This window comes from Pseudoxanthomonas broegbernensis (assembly GCF_014202435.1).
Classification (GTDB): domain Bacteria; phylum Pseudomonadota; class Gammaproteobacteria; order Xanthomonadales; family Xanthomonadaceae; genus Pseudoxanthomonas; species Pseudoxanthomonas broegbernensis.
Map to the genome: position 1 here is coordinate 49,799 of NZ_JACHGU010000002.1, position 15,598 is coordinate 65,396.

Consider the following 15,598-nt stretch of genomic DNA (forward strand, 5'->3'; position numbering starts at 1 on the left):
CCTGCGCCGGGTTCAGTCGGCCGCGTTGCGGCGCTCGTGCCGCCACAGCACCTCGCCCTGGCCGTCGGCGCGGGCCAGCACCCGGGCCAGCACGAACAGCAGGTCGGACAGGCGGTTGAGGTAGCGCACGGCCTCGCCGCGCACGTCCTCCACGCGCGACAGCGCCACCGCCTCGCGCTCGGCGCGGCGCACGAGGGTACGGGCCAGGTGGCAGCGCGCCGCCGCCTCGCCGCCGGCCGGCAGGATGAACTCCTTCAGCGGCGGAAGCGTTGCGTTGTGGCGGTCCAGGTGGCGTTCCAGGGCATCTATGTCGGCCGCGGCGATCGCCGCGTGGCCGGGGATGCACAGCTCGCCGCCCAGGTCGAAGAGCTGGTGCTGGATGGCGGTGAGCAGTTCGCGCACGTCCGCCGGCACGCCGGGCGCGGCCAGGACCACGCCGATGGCCGAGTTGACCTCGTCGACGGTGCCATAGGCGCCCACCCGCAGGGAGTCCTTGCCGGTGCGGCTGCCGTCGCCCAGGCCGGTGCTGCCGTCGTCGCCGGTGCGGGTGTAGATCTTCGAGAGGCGATTGCCCATGGCCGCTTGCGGCGCCGCGACGGCGGCTTCAGTGCGCGCCGCGGTCGCGGCGGTCGCGCAGCAGCGGGCCGATGCGCTCGGCGGCGGCCTGCAAGGCCGCGGCGATGGCCACGTAGGTGCCGGCCGTGGCCATGTAGGGCGGCAGCCAGTCGGTGTAGTTCTTCCACCAGCCGGCCAGGGTCGGCTCGGCGACCACCGGGCTGGTCCAGTAGAAGCCGCCCTGGGCGATCAGGTGGCAGACCGCCACGCTGGCCACCAGTGCGGCGGCCAGGCGGCCCAGCGCTTCCCAGTTCGCCCCCGCATAGCGGCGGCGCATCCAGGCGCCGCCGGCCCACATCGCGCCGTAGGCGGGCACCAGGGCCCAGTAGCCGGGCGAGACGCAGTAGTGGTTCCAGAAATCGATGCCCTGGCCGGAGATCACGTACCAGTCCACCGCCACCGCCAGCGCGGTCAGCAGCGGGAACACCCAGCGGCCCCAGCCGCGCAGGTGGAAACCGGCGATGAAGAACGCCGCCCAGGTCGCGTCCGGCGGCGAGAAATGGTCGAACACGTGGGCGCGCGAGGCGGCCATCAGCAGGACCAGGACGGACAGGACGAAGACGCGTGGGGTGGTGGCGGTCATGGCGCACGGGTGGTGGAAGCTCGCCGGCATTCTAGCCGAGGGTGGCCGGGGCTGCGCCGGCGGTGCTTGTCGCGGCCCGGCGCGGAGGCGCGGGGCATGGCGGGCCGCGTCGCGAACGGCGCGGGCGTGCGGCGGCCTGGGTCCGCGGGTCGCCCGCGTATCATGGGCCGATGATCCGAACCCATGACGTGCTCATCGTCGGCGGCGGCCTGGTCGGCGCAAGCCTGGCGATCGCCCTGGAGGCGCTGCCGCTGGACGTGGCCCTGGTCGAGGCGACCCCGCCCGGCGAGCTGCCGGCGGTGTTCGACCAGCGCAACCTCAGCCTGGCCGCCGCCTCGGTCAAGGCGCTCGAAGCGCTGGGCGTGATGCGCGCGCTGCGTGCGCCGGCCGGGCCGATCCGGCGCATCCACGTCAGCCGCGCCGGCGATTTCGGCAGCGTGCGCCTGGAGGCGGCCGACTACGGGCGCGACGCCTTCGGCCAGGTGGTGGTAGCGCGCGACTTCGGCCAGGCGCTGGAGGCGCGGCTGGCGCAGTCGCCACGGCTCACCCGCTACCGGCCGGCGCGCTTCGTCGCGCTGGAAGGCGAGGCCGGCACCGGCGCGCGCGGCGTGCGCCTGGCCACGGACCAGGGCGAACTGCGGCTGCAGGCGCGGCTGCTGGTCGCCGCCGACGGCACCCGCAGCGCGCTGCGCGAGGCGCTGGGCATTGCCGTGCGCAGCCACGACTACGGCCAGGCCCTGTTCGTGGCCCGGATGCGCGCCGAGCGTGCGCCCGACGGCACCGCCTGGGAGCGCTTCACCGACAGCGGCCCCACCGCGCTGCTGCCGCGCGGCGACCGCGCCTATGGGGTGGTCCACGGCGTGCCGGCCGCGCAGGCCGGGCCGGTGGCCGCGCTGGACGATGCGGCCTGGATCGCGCGCATCCAGCGCGTGTTCGGCTGGCGCGCCGGACGTTTTCTCGATGCCGGGCCGCGCAGCGCCTACCCGATCGTCTCGGTGCTGGCCGAGGCGCTGGCCGCTCCGCGCGCGGTGCTGCTGGGCAATGCCGCCCAGACCATCCATCCGATCGGCGCGCAGGGCTTCAACCTCGGCCTGCGCGACGCGCTGACCCTGGCCGAACTGCTGCACGCGGCCGGCACCGGCGATCCTGGCGATGCCGAGTTGCTCGACCGCCATGCGCAGCGCCGCCGCGAGGACCGCGAGCGCACCCTGGCCTTCTCCGACGGGCTGGCCCGGGTCACCGCCAACCCCGCGCCGCTGCTGCGGCCGTTGCGCAGCCTGGGGCTGCTGGCCGCCGACAGCGGCGGCTGGCTGCAGTCCTGGCTGGTCGGCGGCGCGATGGGCTTCCGCGGCGACGTGCCGGAGCTGTGCCGGTGAGCCGCGCGCGCCTGGACGTGGCGGTGGCCGGCGGCGGCGTGGTCGGCGCGGCCTGCGCGCTGGCCCTGGCCCGCGCCGGCCTGGACGTGGCGCTGGCGGAGCCGCGGCCGGCGCCCCGCTGGTCGGCGCCGCGGCCGGACCTGCGGGTGTACGCGCTGGCGCCGGACAACGCCGCGCTGCTGGAGCGGCTGGACGTGTGGCCGCAGGTGCTGGCCGCGCGCGCGCAGCCGTACCGGCGGATGCGGGTGTGGGACGCGGCGGGCGGCGGCGAACTGGACTTCGATGCGGCGGCGCTGGCGCGCGCCGAACTGGGCTGGATCGTCGAGAACGACCTGCTGGCGGACCGGCTGTGGGCGGCGCTGGCGGCCGCCGGTGTGCGCCTGCACAGCCCGGCCCGGGTGGAGGCGATGGAACAGGACGCGGCCGGCGTGCGCCTGCGCCTGGACGATGGCACGCGCCTGGAGGCGCGGATCGCGGTGGCGGCCGACGGCGCCGGCTCGGCGCTGCGGCGCCTGGCCGGCCTGGAGGTGGACGCGCACGATTACCGCCAGCGCGGCGTGGTCGCCTATGTCGAGACCGAGCATGCGCACGCCGATACCGCATGGCAGCGCTTCCTGCCCACCGGGCCGCTGGCACTGCTGCCCTTCGCCGGAGGACGCACGTCCATCGTCTGGACCTTGCCCGATGCCGACGCCGCGCGCGTGCTGGCGCTGGACGACACGGCCTTCGCCACCGCGCTGACCGACGCTTCCGCCGCGCGCCTGGGGCGTGCGGTGCCGGTATCGGCACGGGCGGCCTTCCCATTGCGCCGGCAACTGGTCCGGCGCCAGGTCGCCGGGCGACTGTTGCTGCTGGGCGATGCGGCGCACGTGGTGCATCCCTTGGCCGGGCAGGGCGTGAACCTGGGCCTGCGCGATGTGGCCGCATTGGCGGCGGAGGTCGAGGCCGCGGCGCTTCGCCGCGCCGACTGGGCCGCCCCGCACCGGCTGGCCCGCTGGGCGCGGCGCCGGCTCAGCGACAACACCGTCTCGGCCCATGCCTTCGAGGGCATCGACCGCTTGTTCTCCAACACCGACCCGCTGGCGACCCTGCTGCGCGGCCCGCTGCTGGGCCTGGCCGGCAAGCTGCCGCCGCTGCAGCGCGCGCTGTGGCGGCACGCGGCCGGCGCCTGAGGTTCGTCCGCGCCGCCGGCTGGAGCCGGCGCCTGCGCAGCCCGGTGCTGCGTGGCCTCGACGTGGGAGCCCACTTCAGTGGACGACCCGAGGCGCCTTGCCCAAGCAGGCAGGACCGGGGAAATCCCAAGCGCAATCGCCCAGGCCCGGCCCCCGGCGCATGCATGCGGGTTCAGCGGATCCAGCCGGCCAGTTCTTCGCGGTCGAGGCGGCCGTCGGCATTGGCGTCGACCGCGCGGAACTCCGCCTCCAGGGTGGCGTTGGCGGCGGCTTCGCGGCGGTCGATGAGGCCATCGCCATCGGCATCGAGTGCATCGAAGTCGATCCGGTAGTCGCCGACGACGCTGTCCGGCTCGAACGAGCGGACGATGGTGAGCTCGTGGTGGTCGCCGGGGATCACCACCATGCCGCTCTGCCGCTGCATGGGCGCGCTGGCCGGCGGCGCTTCCGGCGGCGGAAGCGGCAGGGACGTGGCCTGGGCCAGCGCGCCGGTGCTGGCGAGGGCGAGCAAGGGGCCGGCGATGAGGCGAGGGAAGCGACGGTCCATGGCGGTAGGCATCGGCGACGAGGCTGCAAACGCTAGGAGCGGACCGGTGAAGCGCCGGTAAACGCCGCATGCCGGCGGCCGGTGTTTCCCCGGATCGACCCGCGATGTGGGCGCCGCGCTCCGGGGCCCGGGTGCGCGGCGCAGGGCGTCCATCGGACAGGCGTGTCCCGTACCGGAAGGCCGCCGGCACCGGGCACGCCGCCACCGGCGCGAGGGCTACGCCAGGACGATGCGGCGGCCGCCGCCGCGCGCGGAGGCGTACACCGCGTCGAGCACGCGCATGTCGCGCAGGCCCTCCTCGCCCGGCACCAGCGGCGCGGTGCCCTGCAGGATGGCCAGGGCGTCGTCGTCCATCTGCCTGGCCTGCTGGTACGGGGACACGCCCGTATCGGTGAAGACCTGGCCGTCGCTGGTGCGGCCCTTCAGGCCGTCGTAGGTCTGGAACGGCGCCATTTCGTACCAGCCGCGCTCGCAGTCGATGCGCAGGGTGTTCATCTCCTTGCCGAAGCTGGTGGCGCACTCGGCCACCAGGCCGTCGCCGAACTCCAGGGTGAAGTACATGGTTTCGTCCACGCCCTCGAACAGGTGCGGGCGGTGGATCTCCTGGCGCGCGGTCACCGCCACCGGTTCCTGCGCGGTGGTGTAGCGCGCGGCATTGAGCGCGTACACGCCCATGTCGTACATCGCGCCGCCGCCGTGCTGCGGCAGCAGGCGCCAGGGCTTGGCGGCCGGGTCGACATCGTCGTAGGCGTGGAAGCCGGCATCGGCGCGCACCTTGAGGATCTTCCCGTAGGGCTTATCCCGGGCCATGGCCATCAGCCGGCGGGTGTTGGACTCGTGCTGCAGGCGATAGCCGATGGCCAGTTGCACCTTGTTGCGGCGGCAGGCCTCGATCATGGCCTCGCCCTCGGCCGCGTTCATCGCCATCGGCTTCTCGCACCACACGTGCTTGCCGGCGGCGGCCGCGCGCCGGGTCAGTGGCAGGTGCAGGTCGTTGGGCGTGGCGATGTAGACCGCCTGGATGTCGGGGTTGTCGGCGATGCGGTCGAAGCCGTCGTAGTCGTAGACGTTGCGGTCGGGGATGCCGTGCCGTTCCTGCCATGCCGGGACCTTCTCCGGCGAGCTGGTGACGATGCCGGCCAGATGGCAGTTGCGGGTCAGTTGCAGCCCCGGCGCGAGCAGGTGGGAGGCGTAGTAGCCCAGCCCGACCAGGGCCACGCCGATGGAGTCCTGGCGGCGCGGCGCCGGTGGCGGCGATTGCGTGGACGTTCCCGCGCGGACGGGCAGTGCGGCGCCCAGGCCGGCGCCGGCCATCGCCGCCAGCAGGTGGCGGCGGGTGATTCCTTGTAGCTGCATGATCCCTCCCTTGGTCGCGTGCGTGGCGCAGTCCGCCACCTTGCCATGCCGCGTCCGCGAACGGACGGCGGCGCATGCCGGAGCGGCTCTGGCACACTGCCCTCCGCACCGTCCAGGAGGATACCGCCATCGACCGCCCGACTCCGATTCGATCCGTTCCGGCCGCCGTCCTGCCGCTGCTCCTGGCCGCCTGCGCGTCCGCGCCCGCCGCGCCCGACACCCTGGCCGCCGCTGCGGCTCCGTTCGTGGCCCGCGACTTCGTCGGCGACGGTGTGTTCGGCGGCGGCATCGAAGGCCCGGCCACCGGTCCGGGCGGGGTGCTGTATGCGGTGGCGTTCGGCCGCGACGGCACCATCGGCCGGGTCGTGCCGCAAGCCGATGGCCTCGGCCATGCCTCGCCGTTCGTCGAGCTGCCCGCGGGCAGCACCGGCAACGGCATCCGCTTCGGTGCCGATGGCGCCATGTTCGTGGCCGACTACACCTGCCACAACGTGCTGCGCATCGATACGCGCACCCGCGCGGTCGAGGTGTTCGCGCACCTGGCCGGTGCCCACCAGCCCAACGACATCGCCCTCGCCCCCGACGGCACGCTCTACGCCAGCGACCCGGACTGGAGCACCGGCACCGGCCAGCTCTGGCGCATCGGCCGCGACGGCGCCGCCACGCGCCTGGAAACCGGGATGGGCACGACCAACGGCATCGAGGTCGGTCCCGACGGCAAGCGCCTGTACGTCAACGAGAGCGTGCAGCGGAAAGTCTGGGTCTACGACATCGGGGCCGATGGCGGCGTGTCGAACAAGCGCCTGCTGCTGGAGTTCCCCGATCACGGCATGGACGGCATGCGCAGCGACGTCGACGGCAACCTCTACATCGCTCGCTACGGCGCCGGCACGGTGGCCGTGGTGTCGCCCACGGGCGAGCTGCTGCGCGAGGTGCGGCTGAAGGGGCAGAACCCGACCAACGTCGCCTTCGGCGGCGCCGATGGGCGCGAGGTGTACGTCACCCTGCAGGACCGCGGCGCGATCGAGACCTTCCGCAGCGAGCGGCCCGGCCGCGAGTACGGCCGTTGAGGGCACCGGCCACGCGCGGGAGGCCGGGGGTTCTTCGCCGATCCCGGCGTACGGGCGGCTTGCGGCCGTAGGAGCCGGCTTCAGCCGGCGCAGGGTTCGGAGGCAGGAAGGCCGGCATGCCCGGCATGTTTCCCACCTCGCATGCCTGCGATGCCATCGCGCCGCGGATACCGCTACGCGGCCGTGGCGAAGACGGTGATCTCCTCGCGGTCGTGGTAGAGCTGGCGCGCGCGCACGGTCAGCGGGCGTCCGGCCTGGGCGGCGAACAGCTCCAGGCACTGCCGCGTCTCCTGCCAGCGCTTCTTCATCGGCAGCTTGAGGTTGAACACCGCGTGCCGGCACCAGCCCTGGGCGAACCATTGCGCCATGCGCGCGGCCACCCGGCGGGGCTGCTCGACCATGTCGCAGACCATCCAGTCCAGCGGCCGCGAGGGCTGCCAGTGGAAGCCGTCGGCGCGCAGGTGCTCGACCAGGCCGGTATCCAGCACGTGCTGGCGCAGCGGGCCGTTGTCGACCGAGGTCACGCGCAGGTGGTGGCGGGTCAGCACCCAGGTCCAGCCGCCGGGCGCGGCGCCGAGGTCGGCGGCGGTCATGCCGGGGTGCAGCAGGCGCTCGCGCTCGCCGGCGTCGAGCAGCACCAGGAACGCTTCCTCCAGCTTCAGCGCCGAGCGCGAGGGCGCATCGGGCAGCAGCTTCAGCCGGGGGATGCCCAGCGGCCACGGCGCGCTGTCGCGCGGGTCGCCCAGGGCCAGCAGTGCGTGGTCGCCGGCGAGGAAACACACGTGCAGCCGCGGCAGGCGGGCGTCGTCCGTGGCGACGAGATGGCCGGCCTTGCGCAGCGCCGGGCGCAGCGCGTTGCCGAAGCTGCGCGCCAGCGCAGACAGCGGCTTGCCGGCGTCCGAGTCCGGATGCTCGGCCCACGCGTCTGCCACGCGCAGCCCTTCGGGCAGCGCGGCCAGCAGCGGCGTCAGCCGGTCCTTCGGGTCCATGCCGCGCAGCTCGGCCAGCAGGCGCAGCTTCTGCCGGGCGAAGACCAGCCCGCGCGACGGCAATGCCCGGGCCAGCGTCCGCGCATCGGCTTCGTCGCCGGTGACGAACAGCACGTGGCCGTCGTCGCGGCCGGCGCGCGCATAGCCGGCGATGCCGGCCGTGGCGGCGCGCTCGCCCAGCTCGGCGGCCAGCTCCGGCTCGAAACCCTGGCGGCAGTAGCCGAGCAGGCCGTTCATGGCGGCGCTCATCAGTAACGCTCGCCGCCGCGCTCTCCATAGGCGCGCAGCACCGCGCACGCCTCGGCCCGCAGCAGGTCGCGGGCCACGGCGATGCCGCGGCGCTCCAGCTCGCCGATCCAGTCGGCCGGCAGCGGGCCCTCGTCGAACTCGGTCAGCGCCATCACGTCCTCGGAGCGGGCGCCGATCAGCAGGCGGTCGATGCCGGCCCAGATGGTGGCGCCGTAGCACTGGCAGCACGGCTGCGAGGACGTGGCCAGGGTGACCGGGGCGAGCACGTCGTTCAGGCGCGGGTTCTGCAGGCGCTGCTGGGCCAGCATGTAGGCCATGTTCTCCGCGTGGGCCAGCGAGGTGGCGTGCGGCACCACCCGGTTCACGCCGGCGGCGATGACGCGGTCGTCCGGGCCGAACACCACCGCGCCGAACGGGCCGCCGCTGCGCGCCTGGACGTTGCGCCCGGACAGCTCGATCGCCAGGGCGACCTTGGCCTCGTCGCCGGCGAACACCGCAGCCGGATCGACGGCATCGTGGATCCAGGCGGGCAGGGTGAGGTGGACCTGGGCGTAGAGCATTCGGCGTGCGCGGGGGGCTGCGGCGGACCGGGGCCTGCAGTGTATAGGCCCGGCGCCGCGCCGGGTTCAGCCCGCCCAGGTGTCGCGCAGGGTGACGCTGCGGTTGAACACCGGCCGGCCCGGGGCGTGGTCGTAGCGGTCGGCGACGAAATAGCCGCTGCGCTCGAACTGGAACGATTGCTCCGGCACGGCCTGCGCGGCGGCCGGCTCGACCCAGCCGGCCACGGTCCTCTTCGAATCCGGGTTGAGGTGGTCGCGGTAGCCCTTGCCGTCGGACTCGTCGTCCGGCCTCTCCACCGAGAACAGGCGGTCGTACAGGCGGATCTCCGCGGCCACCGCGTGCGGTGCGCTGACCCAGTGGATCGTGCCCTTGACCTTGCGGTTGGCGCCTTCCATGCCCGGGCGCGATTCCGGGTCCAGCCAGCCGCGAAGTTCGACCACCTGGCCGCCGTCGTCCTTCACCACCTCGTCGATGCGCACGATGCCCGCGCCGCGCAGGCGCGCCTCGCCGCCGGGGACCAGCCGCTTCCAGCCCTTGGGCGGCACCTCGGCGAAGTCCTCGCGCTCGATCCACAGCTCGCGCGAGAACAGCACCCGGCGCTGGCCGAGCGATGCGTCCTTGGGATGGTTGGGGAAGTCCAGCGATTCCTCGTGGCCCTCGGGCAGGTTGGCCAGCACCAGCTTCAGCGGGTCGATCACCGCCATGCGGCGCGGCGCGGCCGCGTCCAGGTCCTCGCGCAGGCAGCCTTCCAGCACCGAGAAGTCGATCACCGAGTTCTGCTTGCTGATGCCCACCCGGTCCACCAGCAGGCGCAGCGCGGCGGGGGTGTAGCCGCGCCGGCGCAGGCCCTGCAGGGTGTACATGCGCGGGTCGTCCCAGCCGTCGACCAGGTTCTCGGCCACGAGCTGGGTGAGCTTGCGCTTGCTCATCACCGTGTAGTTGATGTTCAGGCGCGAGAACTCGATCTGGCGCGGCTTGGCCGCCTCGATCGGCAGGCCCTTGGCCAGCAGCGGCTGCAGCAGCTCCGGGTGGCCGGCCAGGTCCACGTTGTCCACGCACCAGTCGTACAGCGGGCGGTGGTCCTCGAACTCCAGCGTGCACAGCGAGTGGGTGATGCCCTCGATGGCATCGCCCAGGGCATGGGCGATGTCGTACATCGGGTAGATCGGCCAGGCGTCGCCGGTGTTCTGGTGCTCGACGTGCTTGATCCGGTACAGCGCCGGGTCGCGCAGGTTGATGTTGCCCGAGGCCATGTCGATCCTGGCGCGCAGGGTGCGGGCCCCGTCCGGGAATTCGCCGGCGCGCATGCGCCGGAACAGGTCCAGGCTCTCCTCCGCGCTGCGGTTGCGGTACGGCGATTCGCGGCCCGGCTCGGTCAGGGTGCCGCGGTATTCGCGTACCTGCTCCGGCGACAGGTCGCAGACGAAGGCCTTGCCGTCGCGGATCAGCTTCTCGGCGGCCAGGTAGTAGACCTCGAAGTAGTCCGAGGCATGGCGCAGGCTGGCCCATTCGTAGCCCAGCCAGCGCACGTCGTCCTGGATGGCCTGGACGAACTCGGGGTCCTCCTTGGCCGGGTTGGTGTCGTCGAAGCGCAGGTTGCAGCGGCCGTCGAACTCGGCGGCGATGCCGAAGTCCAGGCAGATCGCCTTGGCATGGCCGATGTGCAGGTAGCCGTTGGGCTCGGGCGGGAAGCGGGTGCGGATGGCGGAATGCTTGCCGCTGGCCAGGTCCTCGCGGACGATCTGGCGGATGAAATCCTTTTTCGTCGATGCCGGGGCATCGGTGGCGCGCTTTTCCGGCGCAGTGGACGGGACGGTATCGGACATGGTGCGGAGGCGGCCAAAAAAGGTAAACGAGGAGTTTATCCGAGCCGTCCCGGCCTGGGCCGCCGGCGCGGGCCGGGCGTTCAGTTCATCGGCCGCTGGCGGGGCCGGCGTATGCTGGCAGGGTGCCGCATCCGCCCGCCGGGAGAAAACCAACATGCAGGTCGCCTATCGCGCCCAGAACCTGATTGATGCCCACCTGGCCCGGCACGCGCTGGAGAACGCCGGCATCCCCGCCTTCGTCTTCGGCGAGAACCTGCTGGGCGGGGCGGGCGAACTGCCGCTGTTCGGCGTGCTGCGCGTCTGCGTGCCCGATCCCTGCATGCCGCAGGTCGATGCGGCGCTGCAGGCGGCGGGCTTGGGCGGCGAGCCCGATGCCCCCACCTGGGAGGACGAACCCGGCCTGCAGCCGGCCTGAAGGAGGCAACCGTGAGTACCGGATCGTTCCTTGGCGTGGGTGCGTCGAAACAGCGCATGCCGCGCGAGCAGGACCTGCTGCCCGGCCGTGCCGACCCGCTGCCGCTGGCCGGCGTCCACCATGTCCATGGCCGGCCGCTGCGCGGCGACTTCCCCGGCATGGAGACGGCCGATCTCGGCCTGGGTTGCTTCTGGGGCGCCGAGCGCAGGTTCTGGCAGTTGCCGGGCGTGTTCACCACCGCCGCGGGCTATGCCGGCGGAAGCACGCCCAACCCCACCTACGAGGAAGTGTGCTCCGGCCGCACCGGCCACGCCGAGGTGGTGCGCGTGGTCTACGACCCGGAGCAGATCGACTTCGCCACCTTGCTGAAGGTGTTCTGGGAAAGCCACGACCCCACCCAGGGCATGCGCCAGGGCAACGACCTGGGCACCCAGTACCGTTCGGTCCTGTACTGCCATACGCAGGCGCAGTACGAGGCGGCGCTGGCCAGCCGCCAGGCCTACCAGCAGCAGTTGCAACTGGCTGGCTATCCGCCGGTCACCACCGAGGTGGCGTACCCGGCGCCGGCGTTCTTCCACGCCGAGGACTGCCACCAGCAATACCTGGCGAAGAACCCCAACGGCTACTGCGGGCTGGCCGGCACCGGCGTGTCCTGCCCGATCTAGGCGCAAGCTAGGCGCAGGCGCGCGCCTGGCGCACGGGGAAGCCGCCCGCGCAACGAAGCCGTGGCCGGTCCGGGCGAACCCGGCCGGCCAGTGCCTCTACGCGGGCCCGGTCACGCCAGGCGCTGGGCGATGTCCGCGCGCAGCGCGTCCAGGTCCTTGGCGAAGGTGACGATGCCCTCGGCCAGCTTGTCGTTGGCCATGGCGTCGGCGGCCAGGTCGGCGGCGAAGCGGGCCGCATCGACCGGAACCGTGGCGCGCTCCTCGCGCGCGACCGGCGAGAGCCTGCGCTCGACCGTGCCGGTGGACGCGTCCAGTTGTTCCAGCAGGTCCGGCGAGATGGTCAGGCGGTCGCAGCCGGCCAGCGCCAGCACCTGCTCGACGGAGCGGAACGAGGCGCCCATCACCACCGTGGACGAGCCGCGGCGCTTGAACTCGTCGTAGACCCCGCGCACGAACTTCACGCCCGGGTCCTCGTCGATGCTGGCCGGCACCTGGCCGCGGGCCTTGTACCAGTCCAGGATGCGGCCGACGAACGGCGAGATCAGGAACGCGCCGGCCTCGGCGCAGGCGATGGCCTGGGTGGGGTTGAAGATCAGGGTGAGGTTGCAGTCGATGCCCTCGGCCTGCAACTGGCGCGCGGCCTCCACGCCTTCCCAGGTCGCGGCGACCTTGATCAGGATCTTGTCGCGGCCGACGCCGCGCTCGGCGTACATGGCCACGAACTTGCGCGCCTTGGCCACGGTGGCGGCGGTGTCGTGGGCCAGGTCGGCGTCGACCTCGGTGGAGACGCGGCCGGGGACCAGCGCGCTGAGCATCGCGCCCACGCCCACGGTGAGGCGGTCGGCGACCTCGTCGACGACGGCCTTGTCGCCCGCGCCGGCCTGGGCGTGCGCCCAGGCCAGTTCGCGCTCGATCAGCTCGGCGTACACCGGGAGCACCAGCGCTTTCTTCACCAGGGTCGGGTTGGTGGTGCAATCGACCGGCTTGAGGCGCTTGATGGCGTCGAAGTCGCCGGTGTCGGCGACGACGACGGACATCTGGCGCAGTTGCTGGAGCCGGGAGGGAGAAGCGGAAGAAGTGGCGGTCATTGGATTTCGGCTTGAGAATGCGTGGGAAGACGACCTTTCCATCCTAGCCTGTGCAGGGACGGCATGGCCGGCGGCTGGGCATCGGCGGCGGTTGTGTTTGCAACTATTCCGATGCGTGCACCGACGCATATGGGGGCGGTAACCGCTCCGCACAAGTCCGGCGCGCCGCGGCGGCATGCGCGACGGGCGATGACAGCGCTGCCGTCGCGAGAGGCGATGTGGTAGTTTTCCCTGCCTTTTCGGGAAGCCCTTCATGACCAACCGCCGTCGCACCAAGATCCTCGCCACCCTCGGACCGGCCACCGATTCGCCGGGCGTGCTGGAGGCGCTGCTGCGCGCCGGCGTGAACGTGGTCCGCCTGAACTTCTCCCATGGCGATCCCTCCGGCCAGGCCAAGCGCGCCGCCGACGTGCGTGCCGCCGCGCAGCGGGCGGGCGTGGAGGTCGGCATCCTGGCCGACCTGCCCGGCCCGAAGATCCGCATCGAGCGTTTCGCCCAGGGCAAGGTGGCGCTGAAGGCGGGCGACCGCTTCGACCTAGTGGCCGACGTCAATGCCCCGGCCGGCGACGCCACCCAGGTCGGCGTGAGCTACCTGGGCCTGCCCGGCGACGTGAGGGCGGGCGACGTGCTGCTGCTGGACGACGGCCTGATGCAGTTGAAGGTGGTGGAGGTTCAGGGCGAGCGCATCGTCAACACCGTGCTCAACGACGGCGTGCTGTCCGACCGCAAGGGCCTGAACAAGCAGGGCGGCGGCCTGTCCCTGGGCGCGCTGACCGAGCGCGACAAGGAACTGATCGGCATCGTCGCCAAGATCGGCGTGGACTTCATCGCCGTGTCCTTTTGCCGCAACGCGCAGGACATGCACGACGCCCGCGAGGTCGCCCGCTCGCACGGCTGCGATGCCGCGCTGGTGTCCAAGATCGAGCGCACCGAGGCGATCGAGAACCTGGTGGAGATCGTCGAGGCTTCCGACGTGGTGATGGTCGCCCGCGGCGACCTGGGCGTGGAGATCGGCGACGCCGAGCTGCCTGGCCTGCAGAAGAAGATCATCCGCGAGTCGCTGGTGCAGAACAAGGTGGTGATCACCGCCACCCAGATGCTGCAGTCCATGGTGGAAAGCCCGATCCCGACCCGCGCCGAGGTGCTGGACGTGGCCAACGCGGTGATCGACGGCACCGACGCGGTGATGCTGTCGGCCGAGACCGCCGCCGGCGCCTACCCGGTCAAGGCGGTGGAGGCGATGGCCCGCATCTGCCTGGGCGCCGAGCGCCAGTTCCAGACCCAGACCGACTTCGGCAAGGCCCAGCGCAACCTGGAGCGCGCCGACCAGGCCATCGCCATGGCGACCATGTTCCTGTCCGAGCACATCGGCGTGCGCGCGATCGTGGCCATGACCGAGTCCGGCGGCACCGCGCGCTACCTGTCGCGCTTCCGTGCCAAGTCGCCGATCTACGCCATCACCCGCCACGACGGCGCCCGCCGGCAGATGGCGCTGATGCGCGACGTGTTCCCGATCGGCTTCGACAGCCGCGGCCTGACCCCGCGCGAGGCCGCGCGGGGCAGCATCCGCCTGCTGGTCGACGCCGGCATGCTGGCCGCCGGCGACCGGGTGGTGTTCACCAGCGGCGAGCACATGGAGACCCACGGCGCGACCAACACCTTGCGCCTGCTGGAAGTGGGCTCCGACGGCCGCGCCAGCGGGCTGGGCGACCTGTGACCGCGGGGCCGGCGCCCGCCAGGCGCCGGCCCGCCGATAGGGCCGGGGGGAATGGCGGGACAGCGCTGCGGCTATAATCGCGGCCCTTCCCCCGCCGTGCAGGACCCCCCCATGAGCATCGAGCAGCTCGCCGAAACCGCCCAGGCCATGGTCGCCCCGGGCAAGGGCATCATCGCGATCGACGAATCCACCGGCACCATCGGCAAGCGCTTCGCCGCCGTCGGCATCGAGAGCACCGAGGAACACCGCCGCGCCTACCGCGAGCTGCTGCTCACCGCGCCCAGGCTGTCCGAGCACATCTCCGGCGCGATCCTGTACGACGAGACCCTGCGCCAGTCCACCAAGGACGGCGTGCCCTTCGCCAAGTACATGGCCCAGCAGGGCATGATCCCGGGCATCAAGGTGGACAAGGGCACCGCCGCGCTGGCCGGCTTCCCCGGCGAGCTGGTCACCGAGGGCCTGGACGGCCTGCGCGCGCGCCTGGAGGAGTACTACCGGCTCGGCGCGCGCTTCGCCAAGTGGCGCGCGGTGATCAACATCGGCGAGGACATCCCCACCGGCACCTGCATCGAGGCCAACGCCCATGCCCTGGCCCGCTACGCGGCGCTGTGCCAGGAGCAGGGCCTGGTGCCGATGGTCGAGCCGGAGGTGCTGATGGACGGCGACCACGACATCGAGACCGGCTATGAGGTCACCGAGGCGGTGCTGCGCTCGCTGTTCGCCGCCCTGTACGAGCAGAACGTGCTGCTGGAAGGCACCATCCTGAAGACCTCGATGGTGGTCTCCGGCAAGGACTGCGAGGAGCAGGCCGACATCCAGGAAGTGGCCGAGTCCACCCTGATGTGCCTGAAGAGCACGGTGCCGGCGATCCTGCCGGGGATCGTGTTCCTGTCCGGCGGGCAGAGCGACGAGCTGGCCACCGCGCACCTGGACGCGATGAACCGCCTCGGCCCCAACCCGTGGCCGCTCAGCTTCTCTTACGGCCGTGCCATGCAGCAGGCGGCGATGAAGCTGTGGTCGCAGGACATGGCCGGCAACTACAAGAAGGCCCAGGACACGGTGCTGGCGCGCGCGCGCGCCAACGGCCTGGCCTCGCTCGGCCAGTGGCAGGGCGACTGAGCCGCATCGTTTCGCCTTGTTGCGTGGACCTGGACGCCGGCCTTGTGCCGGCGTTCTTGTTGTGGGGCGGCCTGGAGGCGAGGATATCCGGCTCCGAAGGCGGCCCGGGAAGGCTCGGCCCCGGCCGGGCCGCCGATGGCCGGGGGACTCGCTCCTCCCTCGATCGGGGCTTCCTGCCCCGACTCGGGCGCGCGTCATCCATGGCGCACTTGTTCCCCGAGCCCCCGGCCATCGGCGTCTCGTGTGCGTG

At 72.6% G+C, this 15,598-nt stretch carries 15 protein-coding genes; 7 read left to right on the forward strand and 8 right to left on the reverse strand.

Going from position 1 to position 15,598, the window contains the following annotated elements:
* Window positions 1-12: 12 nt before the first annotated feature.
* Both HNR76_RS03720 and HNR76_RS03725 read right to left on the reverse strand, forming a co-directional pair.
* On the reverse strand, window positions 13-576 hold the full coding sequence (locus tag HNR76_RS03720) for a cob(I)yrinic acid a,c-diamide adenosyltransferase (protein WP_162310992.1): 564 nt from the start codon (window positions 574-576) through the stop codon (window positions 13-15).
* Window positions 577-604: 28 nt separating this feature from the next.
* On the reverse strand, window positions 605-1,198 hold the full coding sequence (locus tag HNR76_RS03725) for a hypothetical protein (RefSeq protein WP_162310991.1): 594 nt from the start codon (window positions 1,196-1,198) through the stop codon (window positions 605-607).
* A gap of 170 nt (window positions 1,199-1,368) precedes the next feature.
* On the opposite strand from HNR76_RS03725, the gene ubiH reads away from it, so the two are divergent.
* Entirely contained in the window at window positions 1,369-2,574 is a 1,206-nt protein-coding gene (ubiH, locus tag HNR76_RS03730; protein WP_162310990.1) for a 2-octaprenyl-6-methoxyphenyl hydroxylase, read from the forward strand.
* Window positions 2,571-3,746, forward strand: coding sequence for a UbiH/UbiF family hydroxylase (locus HNR76_RS03735; protein ID WP_162310989.1), 1,176 nt, complete (start codon window positions 2,571-2,573; stop codon window positions 3,744-3,746). Before ubiH ends, HNR76_RS03735 begins: the two co-directional genes overlap by 4 nt.
* Window positions 3,747-3,918: 172 nt before the next feature.
* On the opposite strand, the gene HNR76_RS03740 is transcribed toward HNR76_RS03735, so the two are convergent.
* Window positions 3,919-4,293 carry an EF-hand domain-containing protein gene (locus HNR76_RS03740; protein ID WP_183982113.1) on the reverse strand — a complete coding sequence of 125 codons (375 nt, stop codon included), beginning with the start codon at window positions 4,291-4,293 and terminating at the stop codon, window positions 3,919-3,921.
* 216 nt (window positions 4,294-4,509) lie between these two features.
* Entirely contained in the window at window positions 4,510-5,649 is a 1,140-nt protein-coding gene (locus HNR76_RS03745) for a Gfo/Idh/MocA family protein (RefSeq protein WP_162310987.1), read from the reverse strand.
* A gap of 176 nt (window positions 5,650-5,825) precedes the next feature.
* On the opposite strand from HNR76_RS03745, the gene HNR76_RS03750 reads away from it, so the two are divergent.
* Entirely contained in the window at window positions 5,826-6,719 is an 894-nt protein-coding gene (locus tag HNR76_RS03750; RefSeq protein ID WP_425501790.1) for an SMP-30/gluconolactonase/LRE family protein, read from the forward strand.
* A gap of 173 nt (window positions 6,720-6,892) precedes the next feature.
* Here the strand turns inward: HNR76_RS03750 and rlmM are convergent, their stop codons facing one another.
* The 3 genes from rlmM to HNR76_RS03765 form a co-directional block, all read right to left on the reverse strand.
* On the reverse strand, window positions 6,893-7,945 hold the full coding sequence (gene rlmM, locus HNR76_RS03755; protein ID WP_162311024.1) for a 23S rRNA (cytidine(2498)-2'-O)-methyltransferase RlmM: 1,053 nt from the start codon (window positions 7,943-7,945) through the stop codon (window positions 6,893-6,895).
* Window positions 7,946-7,956: 11 nt separating this feature from the next.
* Window positions 7,957-8,517 carry a nucleoside deaminase gene (locus HNR76_RS03760; protein WP_162310985.1) on the reverse strand — a complete coding sequence of 187 codons (561 nt, stop codon included), beginning with the start codon at window positions 8,515-8,517 and terminating at the stop codon, window positions 7,957-7,959.
* 66 nt (window positions 8,518-8,583) lie between these two features.
* Window positions 8,584-10,344, reverse strand: a complete 1,761-nt coding sequence (locus HNR76_RS03765; protein WP_162310984.1) for a glutamine--tRNA ligase/YqeY domain fusion protein — start codon at window positions 10,342-10,344, stop codon at window positions 8,584-8,586.
* A 154-nt stretch (window positions 10,345-10,498) separates the two neighbouring features.
* Here HNR76_RS03765 and HNR76_RS03770 point away from each other — a divergent pair, with 154 nt between their 5' ends.
* Both HNR76_RS03770 and msrA read left to right on the forward strand, forming a co-directional pair.
* Window positions 10,499-10,759 carry a putative signal transducing protein gene (locus HNR76_RS03770; RefSeq protein WP_162310983.1) on the forward strand — a complete coding sequence of 87 codons (261 nt, stop codon included), beginning with the start codon at window positions 10,499-10,501 and terminating at the stop codon, window positions 10,757-10,759.
* Window positions 10,760-10,815: 56 nt separating this feature from the next.
* On the forward strand, window positions 10,816-11,424 hold the full coding sequence (gene msrA, locus HNR76_RS03775; protein ID WP_162311023.1) for a peptide-methionine (S)-S-oxide reductase MsrA: 609 nt from the start codon (window positions 10,816-10,818) through the stop codon (window positions 11,422-11,424).
* A gap of 110 nt (window positions 11,425-11,534) precedes the next feature.
* Here the strand turns inward: msrA and HNR76_RS03780 are convergent, their stop codons facing one another.
* Window positions 11,535-12,512: a transaldolase gene (locus HNR76_RS03780; protein WP_162310982.1), complete on the reverse strand. Its 978-nt coding sequence runs from the start codon at window positions 12,510-12,512 to the stop codon at window positions 11,535-11,537.
* 253 nt (window positions 12,513-12,765) lie between these two features.
* Here HNR76_RS03780 and pyk point away from each other — a divergent pair, with 253 nt between their 5' ends.
* Window positions 12,766-14,229, forward strand: a complete 1,464-nt coding sequence (gene pyk, locus HNR76_RS03785; protein WP_162310981.1) for a pyruvate kinase — start codon at window positions 12,766-12,768, stop codon at window positions 14,227-14,229.
* Between the two features lie 111 nt (window positions 14,230-14,340).
* The gene (locus HNR76_RS03790; protein ID WP_162310980.1) at window positions 14,341-15,348 is read left to right on the forward strand and encodes a class I fructose-bisphosphate aldolase; all 1,008 of its coding nucleotides are present in this window, start codon (window positions 14,341-14,343) and stop codon (window positions 15,346-15,348) included.
* The last annotated feature ends 250 nt before the right edge of the window (window positions 15,349-15,598 follow it).